We start from the raw sequence: 20663 nt of genomic DNA, 5'->3' as shown, positions 1-20663 counted from the left end.
GAGTATTATTTAAACGTGAAATTTACTGGGAGGTTTGGGAATATTCAGCTTCTCCCTTAATGTCCCTGATTTATAATCCGTTTTGAACACACCCCGTTTTTGTAATTCAGGTACAACATGAGTCACAAATTCCTCCAGACATCCGGGCATATAAGGAGGCATAAGATTAAATCCGTCACAGGCTTTTTCCTGTAGCCACTGCACCATTTGCGTAGCAACTTGTTGGTAAGAGCCAATAAGAATTAAATGGCCTCTGGCAATAATGATTTTTTCGTATAACTGTTTAATCGTTAAAGACTCTGATATGGCCATCTTTTCAATAATCGCCCGACGGCTTTGATTTCCATTAGAAACAGGAAGATCTGGCAGAGGTTGATTAATATCGTAGCCTGATAAATCAATACCACCGAGCAAATCAGATAACATGCTGAGGCCAAATTCAGGGTGAATAAGAGCCTGCAAATCGTTAAATTTCTTTTTGGCACTCTCTTCATCAGCACCAATAAAAAAGCACAGCCCCGGCATAATTAAAATATTGTTATAGTGCCTTTCATATTGACTGAGCCGGGATTTTAGTGAGTAATTTTATTTCATGAATGTTTTGTAAACGACTATTAATATCCAATGTTTCATTATCAGGAATACCTTTAACAGCTGAGTCAGTTAAAGAACTTGACCAGATACCATCAAATTTATGGGTACAGCCATTATCATCTGTATAATTTGTATTTTTGATAATGAGTGCTGAAAGCGGATTATGTGCTTCAATAAAAGTAAGCGATTTCTTCTGTTTGAGTAACTTCTTCAACATAAAACAACCTCAGTTTGAAAACCAATCAGATCAAGATGTTATTTCAAATAGTTCAATGAGTATTATTGCCAATACTGCTTGATTATAGCTCTGTCTAAATGAAATTTAGGTGCCCATGCTCTCGCCCTGAGGGCTTTACAATGAATTAAAAAATGAAAAAACAACAGTTAAATTTATGTAAAATACTCACTTTTAGTTAACTATAAATTAACATATAAATGCGATTTATCCGTGATAATCATCACAAAATAAAACAGGGGTTTAGATAATATTAACCTGGAGATTATCTACATCGTTACAAACCCAGAGTTTATGCGGCTTTCAGCCACATAAATACAAATATAAACTACCGCCAGTTTAAATAAGTGTAACACTTGTGAGAAAAAGATGAGAGGTTACTCCAATGCTTATACAATCGGGAACGTCCACCATATAGATTAAGAAATATTGTAAGCTGTCAATGTTTGAATAGAGGTGAAGCTATTCTCATCATCAAACAAAAGTTTGACCCCGCTCAATCCAATCGATGATACGTTATTATTTATGATCCATTGGCTGCAAGGATTACCCATCGGGTGGTGAACGAAAACTCCTGTGGCCTGGAAAGGAGAGCAAGTTTCCTTATTACTACATAGGCATACCACTACCTTGGTCAAGACCAGGCTATTGCAGGGACGGTAGCCGTTTTCTCATCAGTGCTTGCAAACTCGGCAAAGCGTTGAAAGGTTCTCACCGTACTGAGCAGTTTTTGTCGTGATATTTTTGATTCTAGGTAGTGTCCCTTAATTATATAATCTCCGGCAAAAGAGTCGAATACAGCCTAATTTCACCATCGACAGATAGTTTCGTGCTGTTTTTTCATAGCGGGTGGCAATACGTCGATTACCTTTCAAAAAACCAAAACAGCGTTCGACAACATTACGGTCACAATAAGCCTGTTCATCAAATTGTGTACGACCATCACTATGCCCTTTTTCATTGATTTTATAAGGAATAATGCTCTTTATTCTCAATTTGCGCAGGTAACCGCGGAGTTTTCTTCCCGAATAGCCTTTATCTGCCAACACCGCTTTGCCACGCCGTTTCATAAAGCCATTCTTGCGTTGGACGCCAATGCCATCAAGCAAAGGAATAGCCGTTTGACTCTCATGGGCCTGGCCTGCCGTCAACATCAGGTTGAGTGGGAAGCCCTTTTCGTCAGTTGCCAGGTGGATTTGGGTGCCATAACCACCGCGTGAGCGACCAACGCATGATCGTCAGCGATATCGGGATGTTTTTTTTCGCCCCGGCCGCCTCTTTACTGGCACGAACATGGCTGCCATCCAGACAAATTTCAGACCAGTCTATGAGGCATTTTTCATCCAGAGTAGACAGTAATCGGTTATAAACCGTTTTCCAGGGACCGTAGCGTTCAGGCAAATCGCGCCAGGGCGCACCTGAACATAACACCCAGAACATCCCATTCATCACACGGCGGTGTTCAACATGTGGACGTCCTGCCCGCCCTGAACGTACAGGGGGCAAACAAGATTCTATCAATATCCAGGCGTCATCAGAAATGTCGTAACGTGCCATCATTTTGTTCCTGCATCGAAATCAATCAGATAATAATACTATTAATTGATATCATATACAGGATCTTAAGAATTAAGTCGTTCAAAACACGCATCCAATGTTTTGTTTTTAGACGACTTTCTTTGCGGTGTTTTGAATGCATTCTGGGATAAATAGGCTTTGGCTTTTTCCAGCCAAAAACACGTTTCCGACCATGCCCTTTGGAGGAGATTTTCTATTATGGGTTTTAACCAGATCTCCGTATTTTGGGCCGCTTTAAGCAGTGAAACCGCTGGGAATAATCGCCTTGCCAGCGAGCGTCTGAGCAACAACGCTAATAAGCTCAGCCAGATAAGCCCCGTGACCAACGTTTCTTTTCGTGTCGTAAACCGGTGCCAGTTCGTGTGTGATTTGAGTTCTTTAAACAACAGTTCTATTTGCCAGCGGCAACGATAAATATCCATGATGTCATTGGCTGTAAATTCCTCGACTGATAAGTTAGTCAGCCAGAGACAGAAACGTTTTTCTTCAGCAAACCAACGGCGGATCAGGCGAAACTCATAGCCATTACGCCGACAAATCAGCTCCAACACCTCAGAACGATTCGTTCTGCGTGTCACGGATTTCAGGGGCTTATCGGACAGCTTCGATAAGATTTTTCCCTGACCATTGCGTGCCCTGATTATTTGGGGATTAAGCGATTTACCGCCCCGCACAATAAACGAACCGCCTGAGCGTGAGAGTTGTTCAAAATACTCAAAATCGACATAACCGGCATCCGCTAATAATAATTGGTCATGCAATGTTGCCGGAATAGGCAGGTGAGTCCGCTCAGAGGCGGTATCTGCAGTAACAGCCATTTTCACGGGAGACTGGGTTAATAATGACAAGGTCATGTGACATTCCACTGCCGCTGCGGTTGCCTGAAATCGACAAGGAAAAACATCAGCCAGTGCCGAATGGACTTTAAATGAACTGCCATCCTGTAAAATAACATTTTGAAATTTGGCGAGTTTTTTGGGCAGGACGAGGTGCTTTTCAGCCCATTGTGCCATGGCAAACCTGACCAATATTTTGACAAATTCAACAAAAGCCGCTTTCCGTAGCTGATTATAAAAAGGACGGTAGCTAACGTGTTGTTTTTCATCGGGGCACAGGCCATTAAATTTTTGGTGTAGCTGAGCTATAGACGTCACTTTCCCCGAACTGAGCGCTGTGATAAGACTGAGAATAAGCGTATGAGGCTCGATATTTCTCACGCGCTGAATAAACCCGCAGCGAAGCGCCATTTTTTGCAAAGAAACGTCACTGAAGAATTGCATTAATTGGTGTTTTATAGCGATAATCGTCACAGGCTTCATCCGTGGTTTTGGTATTAGTTTGGCGACGATTATCAGATCATAAATGAAGCCTTTTTTCTATCTAAAATATACAGTTACTGCTTAAGAGCCTGTATATGAATTGATATTAAGGGACACAACCTAGGTCACAGTGTCGTCTATCAAACCAGACACAAACCTGAAAAACGTGTTTGGCGATATCAATGCCAACAACTTGCGGGTAAGTTCGGTCTTAATGTTAAGAATGAAATTATGTTTTATGAAACGTAAAATCTACTGAAAGGAAAACTGAAACTTGTCATTGCTCGTAAAATATTTTCAATAATGTCCATGGCAGAAACATCTAAAAAACTCTCTAATAAGTATTCAGGCTTCAAACTCATTATTATCACAGATAAGCGATAAAATAATTATCATGCTTGGTCATATACTATGAAGATTATAACTTTTCCTGACGGAATCTATTCTCATTCTCACATGTTGATTGATAATTATTCTCTTTTTCACCGATGTTTTAACGTGGTTTTTTTATCATTTACCTGATTGAAAAATAATATAAATAATGAAAGTACGGCAGTGTAATATATAGCCGAGTTACTCTATCTATTATAGAGCAATAGATGATCGGCTATCATTTAATGAAAATAAATACAATTTCTTTTTAAAAGAGAATGCCGATTCGTTTAGGTTTTGTTGATATATTGTTTGTTTATTACGTAACTTTGCGAGTTTTATCTCTGGCAAGTCTTAAACAAAAAGTGCTTTTTTAAAAAAATGTCTTGATTTTTTAAAAGAGAGTTTAGAAAATCACCATTGGTTAGGAAATGGCCTGTCCGGTAAATGCTGTTATTTATTGTGGTGGGTATTGTCGGTGTTCTCTTATTTTCTGCTTGGTTAATTGCCTGTCCTGAAATACCTGAATCCGGTTTTGCATTCCTGTTATTATGGCATGACTCATGCTATTGAGTTTTTTTTCATTGTTGAGGAGCCGCTTGTGATACCGAGTTTCCAAAACGCGATCCCCAAAGCGCGTGTGAATATTAAATTGGATTTGCATACTAATACGCTGGCCGGAAACGGCAGCGAAGAAAATATCGCATTCACCTTTCAGCGAATAAACGATTTCGAGCCTGAACAAATGGCCCGCCAAATTCCTCAACTGTGGGCTGAACGGGTTGTCTTGGCACCGGATAAAGGCATGCTCCGATTTAAGTTAAGTAAGGAAATCTAATGGCTGAACAAGAGCAAACGGCTTCTGCGGTGGCAACCACCATCTACGCCGAAGGCCGTGTCTATCAATCATTGTTTGAGAAAATCCATTTACAGCCGATCGAACGACTGAGTGGTATCGACCGCTTTCATAACAGCGATGTGCTGGCTGAGGTGACGGAGGATGAACGGGTGACTGCGGCGGTCAGCGTTTTTCTCAATCTGTTGAAAGCTTCAGGGCGTAAAGTCGAGCGGCTGAACAAAGCCTTGTTGGATCATTATATTGGTGAACTGGACCGCCAAATTGGCCGCCAGTTGGATGTGGTCATACATCATCCGGTGTTCCAGCGCATCGAATCCGCCTGGCGAGGCTTGAAATTTCTGGTAGATCGGACTGATGTTCGTCAGAACGTCAAAATTGATGTGCTGGATGTGACCAAGGATGATCTGCGTCGGGATTTTGATGATGCGCCGGAAATTATCCAGAGTGGTTTCTATCGCCACACTTACATTCAGGAGTTCGACACGCCGGGCGGCGAACCTATCGGATCGGTAATTGCCAATTATGAGTTTGACGCGAGTTCACAGGATATTGTCCTCTTGCGCAATATCGCCAAAGTATCGGCGGCGGCGCATATGCCTTTCATTACCGCTGCTGGTCCGGCCTTTTTTGGCAAAAAAAACATGGATGACGTGGTTGCGATTAAAAATATTGGTGACTATTTTGACCGCGCCGAATACATCAAGTGGCAAGCGTTCCGCGACAGCGACGATGCCCGTTATATCGGCCTGACTTTGCCGCGAGTGCTGGGGCGTCTGCCATACGACCCAGATACCGTGCCGGTGCGAACGTTTAACTATACCGAACAGGTAAAAGGGCCGAATCACGATAAATATTTGTGGATCAGTGCGGTTTTTGCTTTTGCGGCCAATATGGTCAAAAGCTTTGTGAAAAATGGTTGGTGTGTGCAGATCCGTGGGCCTCTGGCAGGTGGTGCTGTTACCGATTTGCCGATTCATCTCTACGATCTGGGGACCCGCCATCAGGCTAAAATCCCATCAGAAGTGATGATCCTGGAAACCCGTGAGTTTGAATTTGCCAAGCTGGGTTTTATTCCGCTTTCTTACTATAAAAAACGGGATTACGCTTGCTTCTTTTCTGCCAATTCCACACAAAAACCCGCGTTGTACGATACCTGCGAAGCGACGGCTAACAGCCGTATTAATGCGCGTCTACCGTATATCTTCCTGTTGTCACGTATTGCCCATTATTTGAAGTTGATTCAGCGGGAGAATATCGGCACCACGAAGGATCGGCGTCTGCTCGAAATTGAACTGAATAATTGGATCGATACGTTAGTGACGGAGATGACCGATCCTGCCGACGATTTGCAGGCGTCTCATCCGTTGCGCGAAGCGCACGTCATTGTTGAGGATATTGACGACAATCCGGGGTTCTTCCGGGTCAAATTGTATGCCGTCCCGCACTTTCAGGTAGAAGGGCTCAATGTCAGTTTGTCTCTGGTTTCTCAGATGCCGAAAGCGAAAGAGTAACCGTAACTGTTCACCAGGAGATTATGATGAAAATTTTACGTCCTCTTTGGATTGAGGATACCTTTTTGTCGCCGCAACAATTTCAGCAACAGGCACGCTGGGAGGTGTTAACTAACAATTCTATTGCCCATTTGGCGGTGACCTACCCTTGGGGGATAGACAATATTCAGTTTGATCAGGATGCACTGCGCTTAGGCCGACTGAAAGTTCAACATCTCCGAGTCCGTTTACAAGATGGCACACTGATTGACACCGATCACGCGGATAAGTTGCCTGCGGCTTGTGATTTGCTGCATGTCATTCCCGACGAGTTGAGTACTGTCGAAGTATTACTCGCGTTACCTCTGGAGCACGCCAATGGGGGAAACTGCCGTCAAAGCAGTGAGGCGCTGGTACCTGGCCAGACACCGCTACGTTATCAGCAGGAATGGGTGGAGGTGCAGGACCGGTACGGCACTACGTGTGAGTCTATTGCGGTTGAGCGCCACGCACTGTCCTTGCGCTTTGCCCATGACGAAAATGAGGCTTACCAAACGTGTCCGATGGCCCGTCTGGTGCGTGCTGAGAAAGCGGGTTGGAAACTTGATAATCGCTTTATTCCTCCGCTGATTTCTTTCGCTGCTCATCCGCCACTACTGGAACAGCTCGATCTGCTGCTCATGCAGCTACGTACTAAACGTAGTCGTCTGATGGGAATGCGCCGCGAGAGTAATGAAAGAATGGCGGATTTTGCGGTTGCTGAATGCGCTCAACAGCTATGAGCCAGTATTGAATGCTTTTAATACTGCTCCTGCACTGCACCCGTAAATCATCTACCGTGAACTGGTCAAGTTGGCCGGCGCATTGCTCACGTTCTCTCTGGATCATGATCTTGATGTCATCCCGCATTATAAACACGATCAATTAAGTGATGTTTTCCCGCCGTTGATGCGGCTTATCAGCACCTTACTGGAAGCCAGCCTGCCATCCAGAGTGGTGGCTATTGAACTGGAAGTGGTGCGCGAAAATCAGTGGAAAGCCTCACTTCACGATAGGCGTCTACGAGAGGAAGCCGATTTCTATCTCTCAGTACGATCGTCAATGCTGGCGTACTTACTACAAACCCAGTTTCCACAATTGTGCAAAGTGGGCGCCCCTGATGATATTAACCGGCTGATTAATCAGGCATTGAGGGGGATCCCTTTACATCCGCTTAGTCATGTGCCGGCGGCGATCCCACTGCGGCTGGAAAACCAGTATTTTGCTTTCGATCTGAATAATCCGTTGGCTAAAGCCATGCTGGAAGCGGGGAGCTGTGCTTTCTATGTGCCCGGCACATTATCGGGTATTCAGTTAGAACTGTTTGCGGTGCTGCGCTCATGAATAAAGTGATCTCAATTGATGATTTGATGCTTGACATTGAAGTCTGGATGATTGCGCTGAAACAGGATACGGGTCCGCTGGCGCTGCTGAAACTGAAAGGGTTCCAATTGCCGACGGAGATATTCAGCATTAAGGGAGAATAAAACAGGTGGCAACAATGTCCAATTGAACTGTTTTGTCGCTTTACGATGTCTTTATTCTGAACCGGCAACGGTATTTTTGTCATAACCATGAGAGTCATAATATGGATGATCCAATTCTCCGCTATTACGAGGCGGAAATGCACTATCTGCGTGAGGCAGGCAAAGAGTTTGCGCAGGCGCACCCGGATCGGGCGGCGATGCTGAATCTGGACGACGGGCGGGATCGCGATCCTTATGTCGAGCGGTTACTTGAAGGCTTTGCTTTCCTGATGGGGCGGATGCGTCAGAAGCTTGACGATGATCTGCCGGAACTGACGGAAGGGTTGGTTAGCCTGCTATGGCCGCATTATATGCGGACGATCCCTTCTCTTTCCATTGTTGAGCTGGCCCCTGATTATCAGAGTCCCCAAAGAAGTGCAAATATGCCCAAAGGGTTTGAGGTGGTATCCCAGCCCGTAGGGTCGGGTCGGACCCGTTGCTATTATCGTACCACTCGTGATATGCGCATTGCGCCATTACATATCACTTCTGCCACGGCGCAAAATGAAACCGATGGACGTTCAGTGATCCGTCTGCGCTTCGACTGTGGTCGGTTGGCGGAATGGGATAAAGTCGATTTGGCGCGACTGCCCCTGTATCTCAAGGCGGATAGTCCGGTGAGTTCTGCTTTACATCTGGCGCTGACCCGACAAACCCAGCACATTTATCTGCGTCTGCCGGAGATGGCGCGTTGCCGTCTTGAGGGCTATTTTTCACCCATGGGTTTTGATAGTGATGATGTCCTGTGGCCGAAAGGGGGAAGTGCGTTCAGTGGTTATCAACTGTTGCTGGAGTATTTTACTTTCCGTGAAAAATTTATGTTTGTGGCTCTCAACGGCCTGGACACGCTGAACATTCCTGATGGTACGCCGTGGTTTGAACTGGACATCGTACTGAGTGAACTGTGGCCGTATCAGTTGACGTTTGCGGCGGAAAATATCCGTTTGCATTGTGTCCCGGTGATCAACTTGTTTAATGTTGAAGCGGATCCGATGCACATTTCGCCGATGCAAAATGAGTATTTGTTACGTCCGATGCGCATTCAGGACGGCCATACTGAAATTTACTCGGTGGATGAGGTGTTCTCTTCCAGACGGGGTGAGGAACAACGTTTTGTGCCGTTTAGCAGTTTCCGCCATCGGGGCGGCATCATGCGCCAGACCGCACCGGAGCGTTACTATCACACTCGTGTGTCTCTGGGCCCTTCCGGTTTGCATGATACCTGGCTGATCCTCGGCGGTGAATCGTTTGAAAATGATCCGGATATTGATGATGAAACATTGTCGCTGCGTATCACGGGCACCAATGGTCAGTTGCCCCGTGAGGCACTGCGTAATGCGCAATTTGAACAGACATTACAAGCTGCCGGGGGCAAATTGTCGGTGAAAAACCTGTGTTCACCGACGCTGCCTTGTTACCCCCCGGCGAATGATCGTTTCCATTGGCGAATACTGAGCCATCTCGGTTCCAACTTTCTGAGCATGATGGATAATCCGGAAATATTGCGTGGGATATTGGGGCTGTATAACTGGACAGATGATGAGATGAATTGCCGCCGTCTGGATGCCATTATCGGGGTTAAACATACCTTGATTCAGCGTTTTGAAAAGGGCTTTCTGTTGCGGGGGGTTGATATTGAAATCACCCTTAACAGCCATGGCTTTACCGGTGACGGCGATATTTTTCTATTTGGTGAAATGCTTAACCGTTTCTTTGCGCTGTATGCCGATATTCATCTATTTACCCAGTTGACTCTACTTCTTCAACCTTCAGAGAAATGTTTACGATGGAAAGAAAATCACAATCAGCGTATTCCCGGCTAGTGCAGCGGCTGGCACCGAATATTTACGGTTTTAACTTCTATCGCTTCTGTCAGTTGCTGGAAAGCCGGCGGGATGAGCGTCCGCCTTTGGGCAGTACGATTTCGCCTGCTGATGATCCCATCCGTTCTACTGGCGTTGCTGCGTGTTTATCTGGGTTGGCGTTGCAGTGTGCGGTTACAGCTCACTTTGCCTAAACGGATATTGCCGCTGGCGCAATTGGGGAAGCCGCGTGTCCGGTTAGGTCGAACCGGGGTACTCGGTTTGAAACTGGGAGCACAGATTATTTCAGGGATGGTCACGATTAATTTGGGATGCTATCAGGGGTTATTGCCTGGTTATCAGTATAGGAAGGCCGAAAATGGCGGTTATCAATTTTAAATCAGTCATCATGGGCGGTATGGTGTGGCTGGCGGCGGCGGAGTTAACCGGGTGCGGTCTGACGCAGACGCTATCCGACAGTACTGTCGCCGTGACTGAATCCCTTTTCTATAAGCAGGTGAAGACACTGCATCTGGATTTCAATGCCCGTAGTGCGCTTAACACCCATGGTGCACAAATTCCACTGAGTACGATGGTGCGTGTTTATCAACTCAAGGACAACAAAGCCTTTGAACAGGCCAGTTATGCGGAACTGTTAAAAGGGGATAGTGAAGCACTGAAGGCGGACTGGCTGGCACAGCGGGATATCAGGGTGGCATCGCAAGGGAGTGTGGCACTGGATATGCCGATGGAGAAAGCCGCGCGGTTTGTGGCGGTCGTGGGGCTGTTCCATACACCGGATGCGGTCAATAATCACTGGCGGTTGGTGATCAAACGCGATGAATTGGATGCGGATAAACCCCGTACCATTGAGCTGGGTAACGGCACACTGACACTCAACGCTTTGAACGAGTAACCGATGGGCACCCAATTTACGAAATTTTGATGTTTAAGCAAGGTAAGGTTTGTCAGCAGCTTGAACCCGCCGAAAACCGCGGGTTTTGTTTCGCTTATTCCCAACTTATTGTTTTTCAACGGGGCAGTGCGATAAATCCCTCTTCCAGTCCATGGATCTCCATACCTTCCGGCATAGCCACCCCAACTGTTACCTGGCGAGACACCGCCTGACGTTTTAAATCCGGGCGCCAATTTACGATTAATTGTCCATTGCTATCGTGAGTGAGTGCTGCTTCTGGTACAACCATTCCCTGTTCATTGCGATAAATCACAATATTGATTTTGGCGCTCATACCGGGTCTGATGGGATAACTCTGGTTCATGGATGAAGTCACTTTAATCACAACATCATAATAAATCGCCGATCCGGGTTTATCCGTACTGACGCTTTGCATAGCAATGGTTTCAATCTCTCCATCCAGAGGGTGCTCAGAAAATCCCTCCCCACTAATTTTTACTGCCTGCCCTTCTTTGAGTTTGGCGAGATCAGCTTCTTCAACCTGTGCCAGTACCTGATATTGTGTTGTGTCCATAATTTCCAGTAAGGGCATCCCTTCGGTAACTCGAACGCCTGTTTGAATCGTTAAGAGCTTCTTACTTTCTCCTTGTGCTGCCCTAAGCGCCACACCCGAAAATGGCGCTTTGATTTCTTTATATAAGTATTGTTCCTGTAGCGCCTGATAGCGGCTTGTTGCATTCTGAAGCTCCATCTTTGCGACATTTAAATTATCAAGACTTCCTTTTTGTCTAATGGACGTAAGATCGTCCTGTGCTGAAGCGAGTTCCATGAGTTGTCGGCGAAGTTGTTGCTGGAGGGTTTCCACTTCCATTTGTGGAATGATGCCCCGTGAAAAAAGAGTCTGTGTTTTTGCGAGATTATCTTTCAATTCCATAACCATATGGTTCGCGTTTTCGACGTTTCTTCTGGCCCGAATGACTTCCTGGCTGTTTTCCCAGTCATGCAATTGGTCAACGACAGATGAGGCTTTGATCATCTCAACTTGCGCTTGTCGAAGCTCAATATCAAGCTTCCGGGTATCAAGCGTCACTAATGTCTGGCCAGCTTTCACCCGTTGCCCTTCTTTGACCAAGACTTGTTTGATAATTGCATCAAATGGCGCGGGGATGGTTTCAAGACGCCCAGATTGCAACTTGCCAACCAGACCTAGTTGTTTTTCTATCAGGCCGTGTTTTACTTCAATCCACTGCACTGATTCCTGAGTGGGCGATGGTTCTGAGGACAAAAAGGCAAAAAAACAGGCCGCCACGACAAATATGCCAGCTATGGCCCATCGATAACGTTTAATCATTGAGTGTTATCTCCCAACTTTCCAGTGTCGTGCCAAGGCCTCGCAGACTGTAATCAGGTTCTGATAGAGTTAACCGCTCTTGTTCAGATGCAGAGATCCCTGTGCGGGGGAAAAGGAAAAACAAGGTAAAAGAGCCATAAAGGAAATATTTTTTAATCATCACGTAATGCCTGTACGGGTTCCATCTGTGAGGCCTTGTGTGCCGGATGAAAGCCGGAGATAAGCCCGGCCACAATTGAACTACCTATCCCTAAAGGAATGGATAAAGGGGCTAGAGAAAACGACCAGCCAGAATAAAGAACAAAAAGAAAGGAGACGATGACACCTACCAGCGTACCAAGGATTGCGCCGGCTAAAGTCAGTGCTACCGCTTCATACAAAAAAAGGTGCCGGATATCATGGGGTCTTGCGCCCAAAGCCATGCGCAACCCAATCTCTTTCCGTCGGGTCGAAACGTTCATGAGCATTACATTTGAAATCGCAATGCCGCCAGTCAGTAGCGAAATACCCGCCAACCCGACCAACATAAAAGAAAAGGTCTTGCTTTGATCTGCCTGCCCTTTCAGTAGTTGTTGAGCTACCCGAACCTCAATTTCAACCGCTGGAAACTTGTGCTTGAGCAACGCCAATAAATCCTTCGCATCGGTTTCTGTGGTCGCGGTCGTTATGGTGCGAGCGATGATGCCGTTTAGATCAGTATTGGGTGATATTTTACGCATGGCATTTATAGGGGCAATGACTACCGAATCCAGAGAAAAAGGAAAGATGGGGTTTTGCCCTTTGATATCGAAGATGCCAATCACTGTGTATAAATAATTGCCAATCTGAATCTGTTCACCAAGTATACGGGATGGGTTCCCTTGACCAAGGGTGACGGCCACTTCATTGCCAATGACCAGATAAGGAGAGTGCTGATCATAATCAGAGATAAATCGGCCATGGCGAAGTCGCAATTGCATGACTTTCTCAAGTTCCGCAGAGGACCCTATCATGGTAAATGTTTCTGTTTTCCCATTATAGCGCCCAGGAGAGGGGTAATAGATCCAAGGTGCTGCTGAAGATAAACCAGGAATAGCCGTTGTTAAGTCGGCCATTTTAATTGACGCACTATCAACCCCATGATCATAGGAGTTCAGGTCTGCTGTAATGACATTGATATCAAGCCCGCTGAACATTTTCAACGCAGCAAGTGTAGCGTTATGCCCGGTATTAACAAATGCCACAACAGACGCGCAACCAATAGCAATACCCGATAAAGCAAGCAGAGTACTTCTCCCCGTTGCCATCAAATTACGCCAGGCTTCTCGCCATATCATGAGTACCGACATGCCATAATTGGCGGACTGACTATTATCATGCATGGATTGCCATCCCTCTGGTTTCATGCAATTGACCATCAATCATACGTAACCCACGCTGCAAGTAGAATTTATAAGAATCACTGTTTTTTATAATTTCTCCGCTTTAATATTTATATTTGTCAGTAGTAATAGACTTTTATTAAAATAACCGACTTTTGCTAACGCTAAGAAATTAATAATTTAATAATAATTTAAATTCAATCTCCTTAAATATATTTAATAGCAGTGCATTGTAATTATAGATAAATTATTTTATTTATGAAATCAATAACGGAATCATGATTTTTCATAAATTACTATAATGGAAGTTGGGTTTCTAATCTAGAGTGAAATATATAGTTGATTTCAAATTTTTAAAATTGTAACATCATCTGGTGATGATTTAGATTTAGCATGCATTATCACATATGACTTTATAAGTGATACATTTAAGTTGCAAATTCTAAACTATTAAAGGAAAATTGTTATGTTAAAGAAATTATTAAAAATTGGGGCGTTAGCAGCAGTATTAATCGGAGGAATTGGGACTGCTTCGGCAGCAACATATTGTAATTCTCAGGACCCAGCACCTATGGGTGGTGGTAAGTATTATAGATTTGTTGTTAATCCTTATAATAACTTTGCTAATGTATTTACGGAGGATACTAGATTTGGAAAGATAACATGGTATTTAAAAGAGCGTCGTGGAGCTTGTGAATTTCATACCGGACGTGACGCTTTCCAGGCTTACTATGAAGGTAGAATAGGCGGATAGTTTGATTAAGTGTTTTTTAAGAATACAGATAAACCTCGTTAAAAATAACGGGGTTTTTGTTTTTGTCATGAATAATAATATTTCCTATTTTTCCTTATTAATCTGTTTCAACTGCTTTTCAGAGATCTATTTACTGCATTCAAGTTATTGATTTAATTTAATTATATTGCAATTATTATACAAGGACGTGAATTATTTATTTATGTAACTAATAATAGCATTATTATAATAGAAGTTAGGTTTTCAATTCAATATAAAAATAAAGGAAAAATAAGGAACACCTACCATTTTAAACAGGGTTTGTCAGCAGTTTGAACCCGCATAAAACCGCGGGTTTTATTTTATTTACCCAAGCTAACACATATTAAATATAGATAAAGTTGTTAATCAAGGTCTCAAAAGTTACATTTTAAATATTCTCTTATCTTTTATTTCAGATTTAGCGCTTTTAATCAAAGTGGGTAATATAGGTATATTTTGCTGACTTATTTGTTGCTCAATATGCTGCACCACATAGGCGGCATCTTGATCGATCCCCAGAAAGCGCCCGGAACCCCAAGTATATAACCATGGCAAACCAATAAACGTGACATCCTGATCAATAGTAATACCACGGTCATGTTTTGGATAACCATTGGCTTGAAAAATATCTAAATCAAGCCATGAATAATCTGGTCTAAAACCAATACACCAAATCACGGAAGTAATATTTTCTTTTGCTAAATCAATATGTGTGATTTCCTGCTCAGGCTGCCAAACCGGTTGATATACCGATGCAGGTTCATCGGTTGCCATATTGTTTTTCGCTAAATACTCATCAATTGAGGCATTAATGCGATTATAAGTGGCATCGGCACTGTCCAAGTTTTCTGATAAATTTGGACTAAACCAGAATTGACCCTCTTTAAAGTCATCAAAATATCCGAACAATTGCATACCTTCTAAGGCAAATTTGCGCAGGTCAATATCACGCCCACCATCACGTCCTGTGACATAGTGGTTGGTGCTGTTACGTACTTCTTCACTATAACGATGATTGTTGACAGTCGTTTCGTAATACCCCATATCAAACAACCACTTCACCACATCTTTACCGCGATAGAATCGGGCACAACGTGGTGCATTGCCTGTCGATAAATAGACTTTTTTGCCCGCCAGATGTAAATCTTCGGCAATTTGTGCGCCGGACTGCCCTGACCCAACCACCAACACCGCTCCTTCAGGCAGTTGATCTGCATTTGAATACTCTTCCGAATGCATCACTTTCACCTGCTTAGGCAAGGTATCACTTAATTTTGGATAAATTGGGGTGTGATACCCGCCTGCTGCAACGACAAGCTGTTTGGCCGTGGTTGTACCGTGATTGGTTTTAATGACAAACTCATGTGCTGCCACTTTTTTCACATGTTCTACTTGAATATTTAAAATGACTGGAGGATTTGTTTTTTCAATAAAATCATCAAGATAGGCCTCAATCTCAGGCTTGGTCATAAAGCCGTCAGGCTCTTTTCCCTGATAAGGATGTTCAGGCAATAGACACTGCCAATTCGGTGTCACCAAGGTAAAATTATCCCAACGTTTATGGCGCCAGCTATGGGTCAACTCGGATTCTTTTTCTAATATCACATGGTCAATGCCTGTTTTTTGCAAATAATGGCTGATACATAAACCTGCCTGTCCACCACCAATAATCACCACATCATAATGTGGCTGTAACATTTGATTTTGGATATTTAACATGGGACACCTCTCATTGATTCGTCATTTCAATAACTTCAATTTGATCTTCTGGACTTAACCCGAAGAATTTGGCTTGGTGTTTGATCATTGCCAGAGTGTCCATGGCCGAACTACAGGCAAAGCCATAACGTACCTGTACCCTTTCCGATGCAGCATTCAGGCCATTTTCAACCTGATGTAAGAACTGCGCACTTGGGTAACGCTGATCAATGGACAGATATTCATAAATCACCGTTGAGGGTGAGTAATATTGCATCAGCTCCCCATCAGGCCATTTCACAGTAAAATTCACACTGGGCATAACATAGACTCCTGCTGACTTTTAGCCTCACTCTGTACGGATTGAGTCGGTAACTTTGTTAAAACATCGGCATAACAAAAACCGGTAAACATTTGGTGGTTAAAATCCCAAAATAGGTCGTGCTGCTGTTGCTGTTGTACTGCAATCGCACCACTGACATTGGTTTCACCAATCACCGCGCAGGCAATGCCTTGACGGTGAAACAGCCCGATAATTTCTTCGCATTCATTTGCATCGGCAGTCAGTAAAAAACCAAAACTGGGGAAAATTTGCAGCCATTTAAACCAGCCCACATCATCAGGTTTAGGAATGGCATCTAAGTTGATATGCGCCCCCGATGCTGTCGCTTCGAGCAGCATCAGCAAACTGCCTAAAATGCCGGCATTGCTAATATCACGGGCGGCATGAACCCGATTGGCCTCTGCTAATTGTGGCAACAAGGCAATTTGTGACTGTAAAATGCGGTCAGGCACCCGTTCAAAACATTTCCAATAAGTGGTATTGGCGTGGAATTGCCCTCGCAGATTTAACGCAATCAGAATTTTTTGTTGTGGTTTGACATGTAGCACCGAGAGCAGTTTTCGCGCTATGCCTTGCATCGCAACGGATAAAGTGGGCTGATAAACGACGCTAAGATTGGTATGCCCACCGACCAATGGCACACCATAAGCACGACAAGCATCCTGTATACCTTGCATTAACAACCGGGCATGTTCGCTACTGGTATGCCAAAAACTATTCACTACCGACAATGCCCGACCACCCATTGCGGCAATATCACTGATATTCGCCATCACCGCTGACCATCCGGCAAAATAAGGATGATTGGTCACAAAACTGGGTAGCATGCCTTCACAGGCGTGCAATATATATTGACCATTTAGCGGCAGTGCCGCCGTATCATCTCCGGGACAGGCATATAAGCTATCCAATGAATCCACATGGCAAGTTGTATTGACTGAAACCGTGTGAGCAATCGCCTGCTTGGACTGCATCGCAGGTGTATGTTTTAACATTTCGAGTAGTTGATTGAGTGCCATCATCGTGTCTCCTTCAGCATATAGGCTGGCATCGGGATATGCTGTAACGGATAGTTTTCAATCTGTGCCTGCATCAACACATGTGGAATGTTGGCGACAGTCAACTGACGTAAGCTATCCCAACATAATCTTTGGAAATAGCGCTCATTTTGACTTTGCACGGTGGCTAAAAAAGTACGGCATCCCAAGTTTTTGGCGGTCGATACCGCAGTATTGATTAATGCTTTACCAATGATATGGTGACGTCGATATAAAGGTTCTACGCATAAACGCCCGCCATACCACGTCTGTTCGCCATCAGGGAAAATCCGTACTGCACCAATCACCCGGTCATGCTCACCAAACATTTTTCCAATGGCAACAATGCCTAATGCATCAACATCGTGCTCGTCGCGATCTGCTGGCAAGATCTTCTGTTCATCGCGAAAGGTGACTTCACGCAAACGATAATATTGGCGACGCTCCCAATCTTCCGACACTATTTTGATGACAATGTCATCGCTAAGAAATGGTTTCAGCTCTTCATTCAGATCAAGCAGCCAAGGATCGTGAGAAAGTTCCATATCACATTCGCCTTATTCATACGCTTTCAGCGAAGAGCAGGCGCCACATTTGGCACAGCCTGCTTGAGTATTTTCCGAGTTCAAACCCTGCTGTTTAAGTTGCTGCCCAATTTTCGGATAAAGCGACTGCATAAAAGCGTGATCAGGTTTAGGATGATGCTCTAATGGTGTACCTTGAATCGGCACAAACGGCACTACAAATGGATACACCCCCATTGCAGTCAGTTTGGCGGTCATCTCCACGATTTCCTGTTCGGTGTCCCCCAAACCGGCCAAAATATAGGTACTGACCTGTCCCCGACCGAACACCGCAACGGCTGCTTCAAAGGCCGCAAAATATTTTTCCAACGAGACTTCGGCTTTGCCCGGCATAATTTTCTGCCGTACACGCTCGCTCACTGCCTCAAGGTGCATCCCAATCGACACAGCGCCTGCATTTTTTAAACGTTGAAACCAGGCAAAATCATCGGGTGGTTCGCACTGTACCTGTATCGGCAAATCTACTTGCGCCTTAATCGCGTTAACTGAGTCATATAAAATTTTTGCCCCACGATCTCCCGTATTTGGCGTGCCTGTAGTGATCACCATTTGCTTGACGCCATCCAGTTCAACGGCGGCTTTCGCGACCTCCGCCAATTGTTCCGGGCGTTTACGGGTTAAGGTTCGGCCCTCTTTTAACGACTGATCAATCGAGCAAAATTGGCATGCTGTTGCTTTGTTCTTCATCCGAATGCAATGCTGTAACACCGTTGTCGCCAACACATCATGGCTATGTAAGGTCGCAATTTGTTCATAGGCAATGCCTTCGGCGGTTTTTAAATCATAAAAACGGGGTCGTGCAGGGGCGGTTAAGGTCGCCACCGGTATCCGGTTTTTAAAGACAATCACCTTGTCGGAGTGCGGTTCAGGCCTTGCGGTATAGGGAGAGTCTTGTGCTGCAAGGTTCAGCACCGGAATCATCATGGTCTGTCCGTCAAGGCTCAACGCTTTATGATCGCTTGGCCCAGCGCCACCTTTACGGGACAAGCCAAACTTGCCTTCCCATTTCAGACCATTACATTGCAAATCGGTCAATAGTTGTATTGCAGACATTTTTACCCCCTATCGATTGGGTTTACATCAATACGGTTTCGACATGTTCTTCATTGGATTTTGAGCGCTTTTCGAGATGACTTTGATCTGATGTTTCAACTTTCAGTTCGTGTAATACATGTGTTGGACGACGATCAATCAATAAACTGAGCAATTCAGGACGGCTGTAATGTCCAATCGAATCCATCATGCGTTTGCGTTTATTAATCAGGCTGAAATCCAGATCGGCAATGCAATAACCTTCACCTTGCGTGATCGGTTTAGCCAGGAACTTGCCTTCGGGAGAAACCATGGCGGTAAAGCATCCGCCTGAAATTGGACCGATATCACAGCCAGTATCCTGCATAATTTGCTGTTGCTGTTCGGGGTGCAGCCATGCGGTGGCATTGACCACAAAACAGCCAGACTCTAAAGCGTGGTGTTGAATGGTTGCGCTGATTTGATCGGCAAACACGTGTCCTACCAACGAACCAGGAAACATCGAAGCATGAATTTGCTCACCATCTGCCATCAAAGAAAAACGTGCCAACGGGTTGTAATGTTCCCAACATGCCAGCGAACCAATACGTCCCACCGCAGAATTAATGGCACGTAAACCACTGCCATCGCCTTGCCCCCACACCATTCGCTCATGGTAAGTTGGGGTAATTTTGCGGCGATGCTGAATGATTGAACCATCGGCATCAAATAACAGTTGGGCGTTATAAATCGTATTGCCCGCACGTTCATTAATGCCAATCGACACTACCATGCTGGCTGCAAGACAGGCTTGCCCAATCGCTAAGGTTGCTTCGGAAGGGACAACCACCGATTCATGCAACAGCTTTAAGTGCTCTTTACCCATGGCGAATGGCGGTTGTACAAAGGAGAAATAAGGGTAATAAGGCACGATGGTTTCAGGAAAAACGGCAAATTGTACTCCTTGTTTTCCAAGTTCTACAATAATGTCACAGATTTTTTTTACCGTTGCGGCTTGACTATAAAGCACTGGGCTACATTGCACAGCGGCAGCTTTAACGATTCGGTTCATAACCTTATCCCCTTACAGTTTATGTTGACTCAGACAGTCCAAGTATCAATGATTAAGGCATTGTCACGACGCATCAGCAGTTTTAAATCCATTACATCCAGTGGATTAATTGGACGAATTCCCGGAATAAGCGCTTTTTCGGTTTGACCATACATCGCTTGCAACGCAAAACGGCAGGCATAGACTTCGCCACCTTCTGCCATAAAGGCTTTCAGCTGATTATTGACGGCCAGATGACCCGGAAAAGCTTCTGCCCCTAAAGTTGGAAAACCGCGTTGTACACCCAACTGTACGCCTGGGCCGTAAAGCAAGATTTTGGTTTCAAAGCCTTTGCGCAATAAACGCTTTGCCTGTAACACATTGACCAGTCCAATTGATCCCTCAAATGCAACGGTATGGAAAGTCACCAATGCTTTTTCACCCGGCTGGGCTTTGACGTCCTCAAACACTTTTTCCTCATAATCAACGAGAAAATCGCCATCTTTATATTGTTCGATATCAATGTTTGGCATAGCAGCCTCCTAGTTCAATGTTATTTGGGAATGAACCAACATGTAGTCTAGTCTGACTGTATTAATGCGAGAGTTGTGCCAAGTTATACTTTTTGGCGGAGGATAATTACTATCAAATTGAAAAATAACATTTAATTTTTATAAAAATGTTTTTGTGGAGATAAATTGAACTGCTGGGAAGTTATGATT

The 20663-nt window shown here is 44.6% G+C and carries 19 protein-coding genes and 3 pseudogenes; 8 read left to right on the top strand and 14 right to left on the bottom strand.

Translation table 11 applies throughout. The features are described 5' to 3' along the window. Nucleotides 1-9: 9 nt before the first annotated feature. From ACUN2T_RS21130 to ACUN2T_RS21115, 4 genes and pseudogenes are all read right to left on the bottom strand, one after another. A complete protein-coding gene (locus ACUN2T_RS21130; RefSeq protein ID WP_445494870.1) occupies nucleotides 10-525 on the bottom strand; it encodes a hypothetical protein in 516 nt (171 codons plus the stop codon). A gap of 25 nt (nucleotides 526-550) precedes the next feature. Continuing rightward, a complete protein-coding gene (locus ACUN2T_RS21125) occupies nucleotides 551-811 on the bottom strand; it encodes an isocitrate lyase/phosphoenolpyruvate mutase family protein (RefSeq protein ID WP_445494869.1) in 261 nt (86 codons plus the stop codon). A 782-nt stretch (nucleotides 812-1593) separates the two neighbouring features. Next, nucleotides 1594-2386 (bottom strand): annotated as a pseudogene (locus ACUN2T_RS21120) (IS5 family transposase). A gap of 65 nt (nucleotides 2387-2451) precedes the next feature. Then, the gene (locus ACUN2T_RS21115; protein WP_445497818.1) at nucleotides 2452-3717 is read right to left on the bottom strand and encodes an IS4 family transposase; all 1266 of its coding nucleotides are present in this window, start codon (nucleotides 3715-3717) and stop codon (nucleotides 2452-2454) included. 982 nt (nucleotides 3718-4699) lie between these two features. On the opposite strand from ACUN2T_RS21115, the pseudogene ACUN2T_RS21110 reads away from it, so the two are divergent. The 7 genes and pseudogenes from ACUN2T_RS21110 to tssJ form a co-directional block, all read left to right on the top strand. Then, nucleotides 4700-4873: pseudogene (locus tag ACUN2T_RS21110) on the top strand (type VI secretion system contractile sheath small subunit); the annotation flags it as partial. A gap of 62 nt (nucleotides 4874-4935) precedes the next feature. Beyond that, nucleotides 4936-6468 (top strand): type VI secretion system contractile sheath large subunit, encoded by a 1533-nt coding sequence (tssC, locus tag ACUN2T_RS21105; protein ID WP_445494868.1) that lies wholly within the window; start codon nucleotides 4936-4938, stop codon nucleotides 6466-6468. Between the two features lie 26 nt (nucleotides 6469-6494). Continuing rightward, nucleotides 6495-7830: pseudogene (tssK, locus tag ACUN2T_RS21100) on the top strand (type VI secretion system baseplate subunit TssK). After that, nucleotides 7827-7973, top strand: a complete 147-nt coding sequence (locus ACUN2T_RS21095) for a hypothetical protein (RefSeq protein WP_445494867.1) — start codon at nucleotides 7827-7829, stop codon at nucleotides 7971-7973. The pseudogene tssK and the gene ACUN2T_RS21095 overlap by 4 nt, the downstream one beginning before the upstream one ends. 101 nt (nucleotides 7974-8074) lie before the next feature. Then, the gene (gene tssF / locus ACUN2T_RS21090) at nucleotides 8075-9835 is read left to right on the top strand and encodes a type VI secretion system baseplate subunit TssF (protein WP_445494866.1); all 1761 of its coding nucleotides are present in this window, start codon (nucleotides 8075-8077) and stop codon (nucleotides 9833-9835) included. A 72-nt stretch (nucleotides 9836-9907) separates the two neighbouring features. Then, nucleotides 9908-10213, top strand: a complete 306-nt coding sequence (locus tag ACUN2T_RS21085; RefSeq protein ID WP_445494865.1) for a hypothetical protein — start codon at nucleotides 9908-9910, stop codon at nucleotides 10211-10213. Next, on the top strand, nucleotides 10194-10730 hold the full coding sequence (gene tssJ, locus ACUN2T_RS21080) for a type VI secretion system lipoprotein TssJ (protein WP_445494864.1): 537 nt from the start codon (nucleotides 10194-10196) through the stop codon (nucleotides 10728-10730). Before ACUN2T_RS21085 ends, tssJ begins: the two co-directional genes overlap by 20 nt. 115 nt (nucleotides 10731-10845) lie before the next feature. Here tssJ and ACUN2T_RS21075 read toward each other — a convergent pair whose 3' ends face one another. The 3 genes from ACUN2T_RS21075 to ACUN2T_RS21065 are packed head-to-tail and all read right to left on the bottom strand — an operon-like array spanning nucleotide 10846 to nucleotide 13466. Next, nucleotides 10846-12081 (bottom strand): HlyD family secretion protein, encoded by a 1236-nt coding sequence (locus tag ACUN2T_RS21075; RefSeq protein ID WP_445494863.1) that lies wholly within the window; start codon nucleotides 12079-12081, stop codon nucleotides 10846-10848. Continuing rightward, nucleotides 12074-12241 carry a hypothetical protein gene (locus tag ACUN2T_RS21070; RefSeq protein ID WP_445494862.1) on the bottom strand — a complete coding sequence of 56 codons (168 nt, stop codon included), beginning with the start codon at nucleotides 12239-12241 and terminating at the stop codon, nucleotides 12074-12076. Before ACUN2T_RS21070 ends, ACUN2T_RS21075 begins: the two co-directional genes overlap by 8 nt. After that, complete coding sequence (locus tag ACUN2T_RS21065; protein WP_445494860.1) at nucleotides 12234-13466, bottom strand: ABC transporter permease; 1233 nt, start codon at nucleotides 13464-13466, stop codon at nucleotides 12234-12236. Before ACUN2T_RS21065 ends, ACUN2T_RS21070 begins: the two co-directional genes overlap by 8 nt. Nucleotides 13467-13908: 442 nt before the next feature. Between ACUN2T_RS21065 and ACUN2T_RS21060 the strand changes: the two genes are divergently transcribed. Next, nucleotides 13909-14196 carry a hypothetical protein gene (locus tag ACUN2T_RS21060; protein ID WP_445494859.1) on the top strand — a complete coding sequence of 96 codons (288 nt, stop codon included), beginning with the start codon at nucleotides 13909-13911 and terminating at the stop codon, nucleotides 14194-14196. A 402-nt stretch (nucleotides 14197-14598) separates the two neighbouring features. Here ACUN2T_RS21060 and ACUN2T_RS21055 read toward each other — a convergent pair whose 3' ends face one another. The 7 genes from ACUN2T_RS21055 to ACUN2T_RS21025 are packed head-to-tail and all read right to left on the bottom strand — an operon-like array spanning nucleotide 14599 to nucleotide 20474. After that, complete coding sequence (locus tag ACUN2T_RS21055; protein WP_445494858.1) at nucleotides 14599-15936, bottom strand: MSMEG_0569 family flavin-dependent oxidoreductase; 1338 nt, start codon at nucleotides 15934-15936, stop codon at nucleotides 14599-14601. A gap of 10 nt (nucleotides 15937-15946) precedes the next feature. Beyond that, the gene (locus ACUN2T_RS21050; protein WP_445494857.1) at nucleotides 15947-16237 is read right to left on the bottom strand and encodes an MSMEG_0570 family nitrogen starvation response protein; all 291 of its coding nucleotides are present in this window, start codon (nucleotides 16235-16237) and stop codon (nucleotides 15947-15949) included. Next, complete coding sequence (locus ACUN2T_RS21045; RefSeq protein WP_445494856.1) at nucleotides 16225-17280, bottom strand: sll0787 family AIR synthase-like protein; 1056 nt, start codon at nucleotides 17278-17280, stop codon at nucleotides 16225-16227. Before ACUN2T_RS21045 ends, ACUN2T_RS21050 begins: the two co-directional genes overlap by 13 nt. Further along, entirely contained in the window at nucleotides 17277-17840 is a 564-nt protein-coding gene (locus ACUN2T_RS21040; RefSeq protein ID WP_445494855.1) for an MSMEG_0567/Sll0786 family nitrogen starvation N-acetyltransferase, read from the bottom strand. Before ACUN2T_RS21040 ends, ACUN2T_RS21045 begins: the two co-directional genes overlap by 4 nt. A 12-nt stretch (nucleotides 17841-17852) precedes the next feature. Next, a complete protein-coding gene (locus ACUN2T_RS21035; RefSeq protein ID WP_445494854.1) occupies nucleotides 17853-18932 on the bottom strand; it encodes an MSMEG_0568 family radical SAM protein in 1080 nt (359 codons plus the stop codon). A 22-nt stretch (nucleotides 18933-18954) separates the two neighbouring features. Further along, entirely contained in the window at nucleotides 18955-19962 is a 1008-nt protein-coding gene (locus ACUN2T_RS21030) for a Nit6803 family nitrilase (RefSeq protein WP_445494853.1), read from the bottom strand. A 29-nt stretch (nucleotides 19963-19991) separates the two neighbouring features. After that, complete coding sequence (locus tag ACUN2T_RS21025) at nucleotides 19992-20474, bottom strand: MSMEG_0572/Sll0783 family nitrogen starvation response protein (protein WP_445494852.1); 483 nt, start codon at nucleotides 20472-20474, stop codon at nucleotides 19992-19994. Nucleotides 20475-20663 lie beyond the last annotated feature (189 nt).

It is taken from the genome of Photorhabdus machadonis, assembly GCF_052657765.1.
The sequence above is the reverse complement of the archived record's forward strand: the minus strand, read 5'-3'. Positions and strand labels throughout refer to the sequence as shown.

Excerpts from the sequence above, each read along its gene's own strand:
- ACUN2T_RS21060 (WP_445494859.1), top strand. The coding sequence starts at position 13,909 with ATGTTAAAGAAATTATTAAAAATTGGGGCGTTAGCAGCAGTATTAATC.
- ACUN2T_RS21125 (WP_445494869.1), bottom strand. The coding sequence starts at position 811 with ATGTTGAAGAAGTTACTCAAACAGAAGAAATCGCTTACTTTTATTGAA.
- ACUN2T_RS21085 (WP_445494865.1), top strand. The coding sequence starts at position 9,908 with ATGAGCGTCCGCCTTTGGGCAGTACGATTTCGCCTGCTGATGATCCCA.
- tssC (WP_445494868.1), top strand. The coding sequence starts at position 4,936 with ATGGCTGAACAAGAGCAAACGGCTTCTGCGGTGGCAACCACCATCTAC.
- ACUN2T_RS21050 (WP_445494857.1), bottom strand. The coding sequence starts at position 16,237 with ATGCCCAGTGTGAATTTTACTGTGAAATGGCCTGATGGGGAGCTGATG.
- ACUN2T_RS21095 (WP_445494867.1), top strand. The coding sequence starts at position 7,827 with ATGAATAAAGTGATCTCAATTGATGATTTGATGCTTGACATTGAAGTC.
- ACUN2T_RS21130 (WP_445494870.1), bottom strand. The coding sequence starts at position 525 with ATGCCGGGGCTGTGCTTTTTTATTGGTGCTGATGAAGAGAGTGCCAAA.
- ACUN2T_RS21045 (WP_445494856.1), bottom strand. The coding sequence starts at position 17,280 with ATGATGGCACTCAATCAACTACTCGAAATGTTAAAACATACACCTGCG.
- ACUN2T_RS21070 (WP_445494862.1), bottom strand. The coding sequence starts at position 12,241 with ATGATTAAAAAATATTTCCTTTATGGCTCTTTTACCTTGTTTTTCCTT.
- ACUN2T_RS21065 (WP_445494860.1), bottom strand. The coding sequence starts at position 13,466 with ATGAAACCAGAGGGATGGCAATCCATGCATGATAATAGTCAGTCCGCC.
- ACUN2T_RS21035 (WP_445494854.1), bottom strand. The coding sequence starts at position 18,932 with ATGTCTGCAATACAACTATTGACCGATTTGCAATGTAATGGTCTGAAA.
- tssF (WP_445494866.1), top strand. The coding sequence starts at position 8,075 with ATGGATGATCCAATTCTCCGCTATTACGAGGCGGAAATGCACTATCTG.
- tssJ (WP_445494864.1), top strand. The coding sequence starts at position 10,194 with ATGGCGGTTATCAATTTTAAATCAGTCATCATGGGCGGTATGGTGTGG.
- ACUN2T_RS21025 (WP_445494852.1), bottom strand. The coding sequence starts at position 20,474 with ATGCCAAACATTGATATCGAACAATATAAAGATGGCGATTTTCTCGTT.
- ACUN2T_RS21040 (WP_445494855.1), bottom strand. The coding sequence starts at position 17,840 with ATGGAACTTTCTCACGATCCTTGGCTGCTTGATCTGAATGAAGAGCTG.
- ACUN2T_RS21030 (WP_445494853.1), bottom strand. The coding sequence starts at position 19,962 with ATGAACCGAATCGTTAAAGCTGCCGCTGTGCAATGTAGCCCAGTGCTT.
- ACUN2T_RS21075 (WP_445494863.1), bottom strand. The coding sequence starts at position 12,081 with ATGATTAAACGTTATCGATGGGCCATAGCTGGCATATTTGTCGTGGCG.
- ACUN2T_RS21055 (WP_445494858.1), bottom strand. The coding sequence starts at position 15,936 with ATGTTAAATATCCAAAATCAAATGTTACAGCCACATTATGATGTGGTG.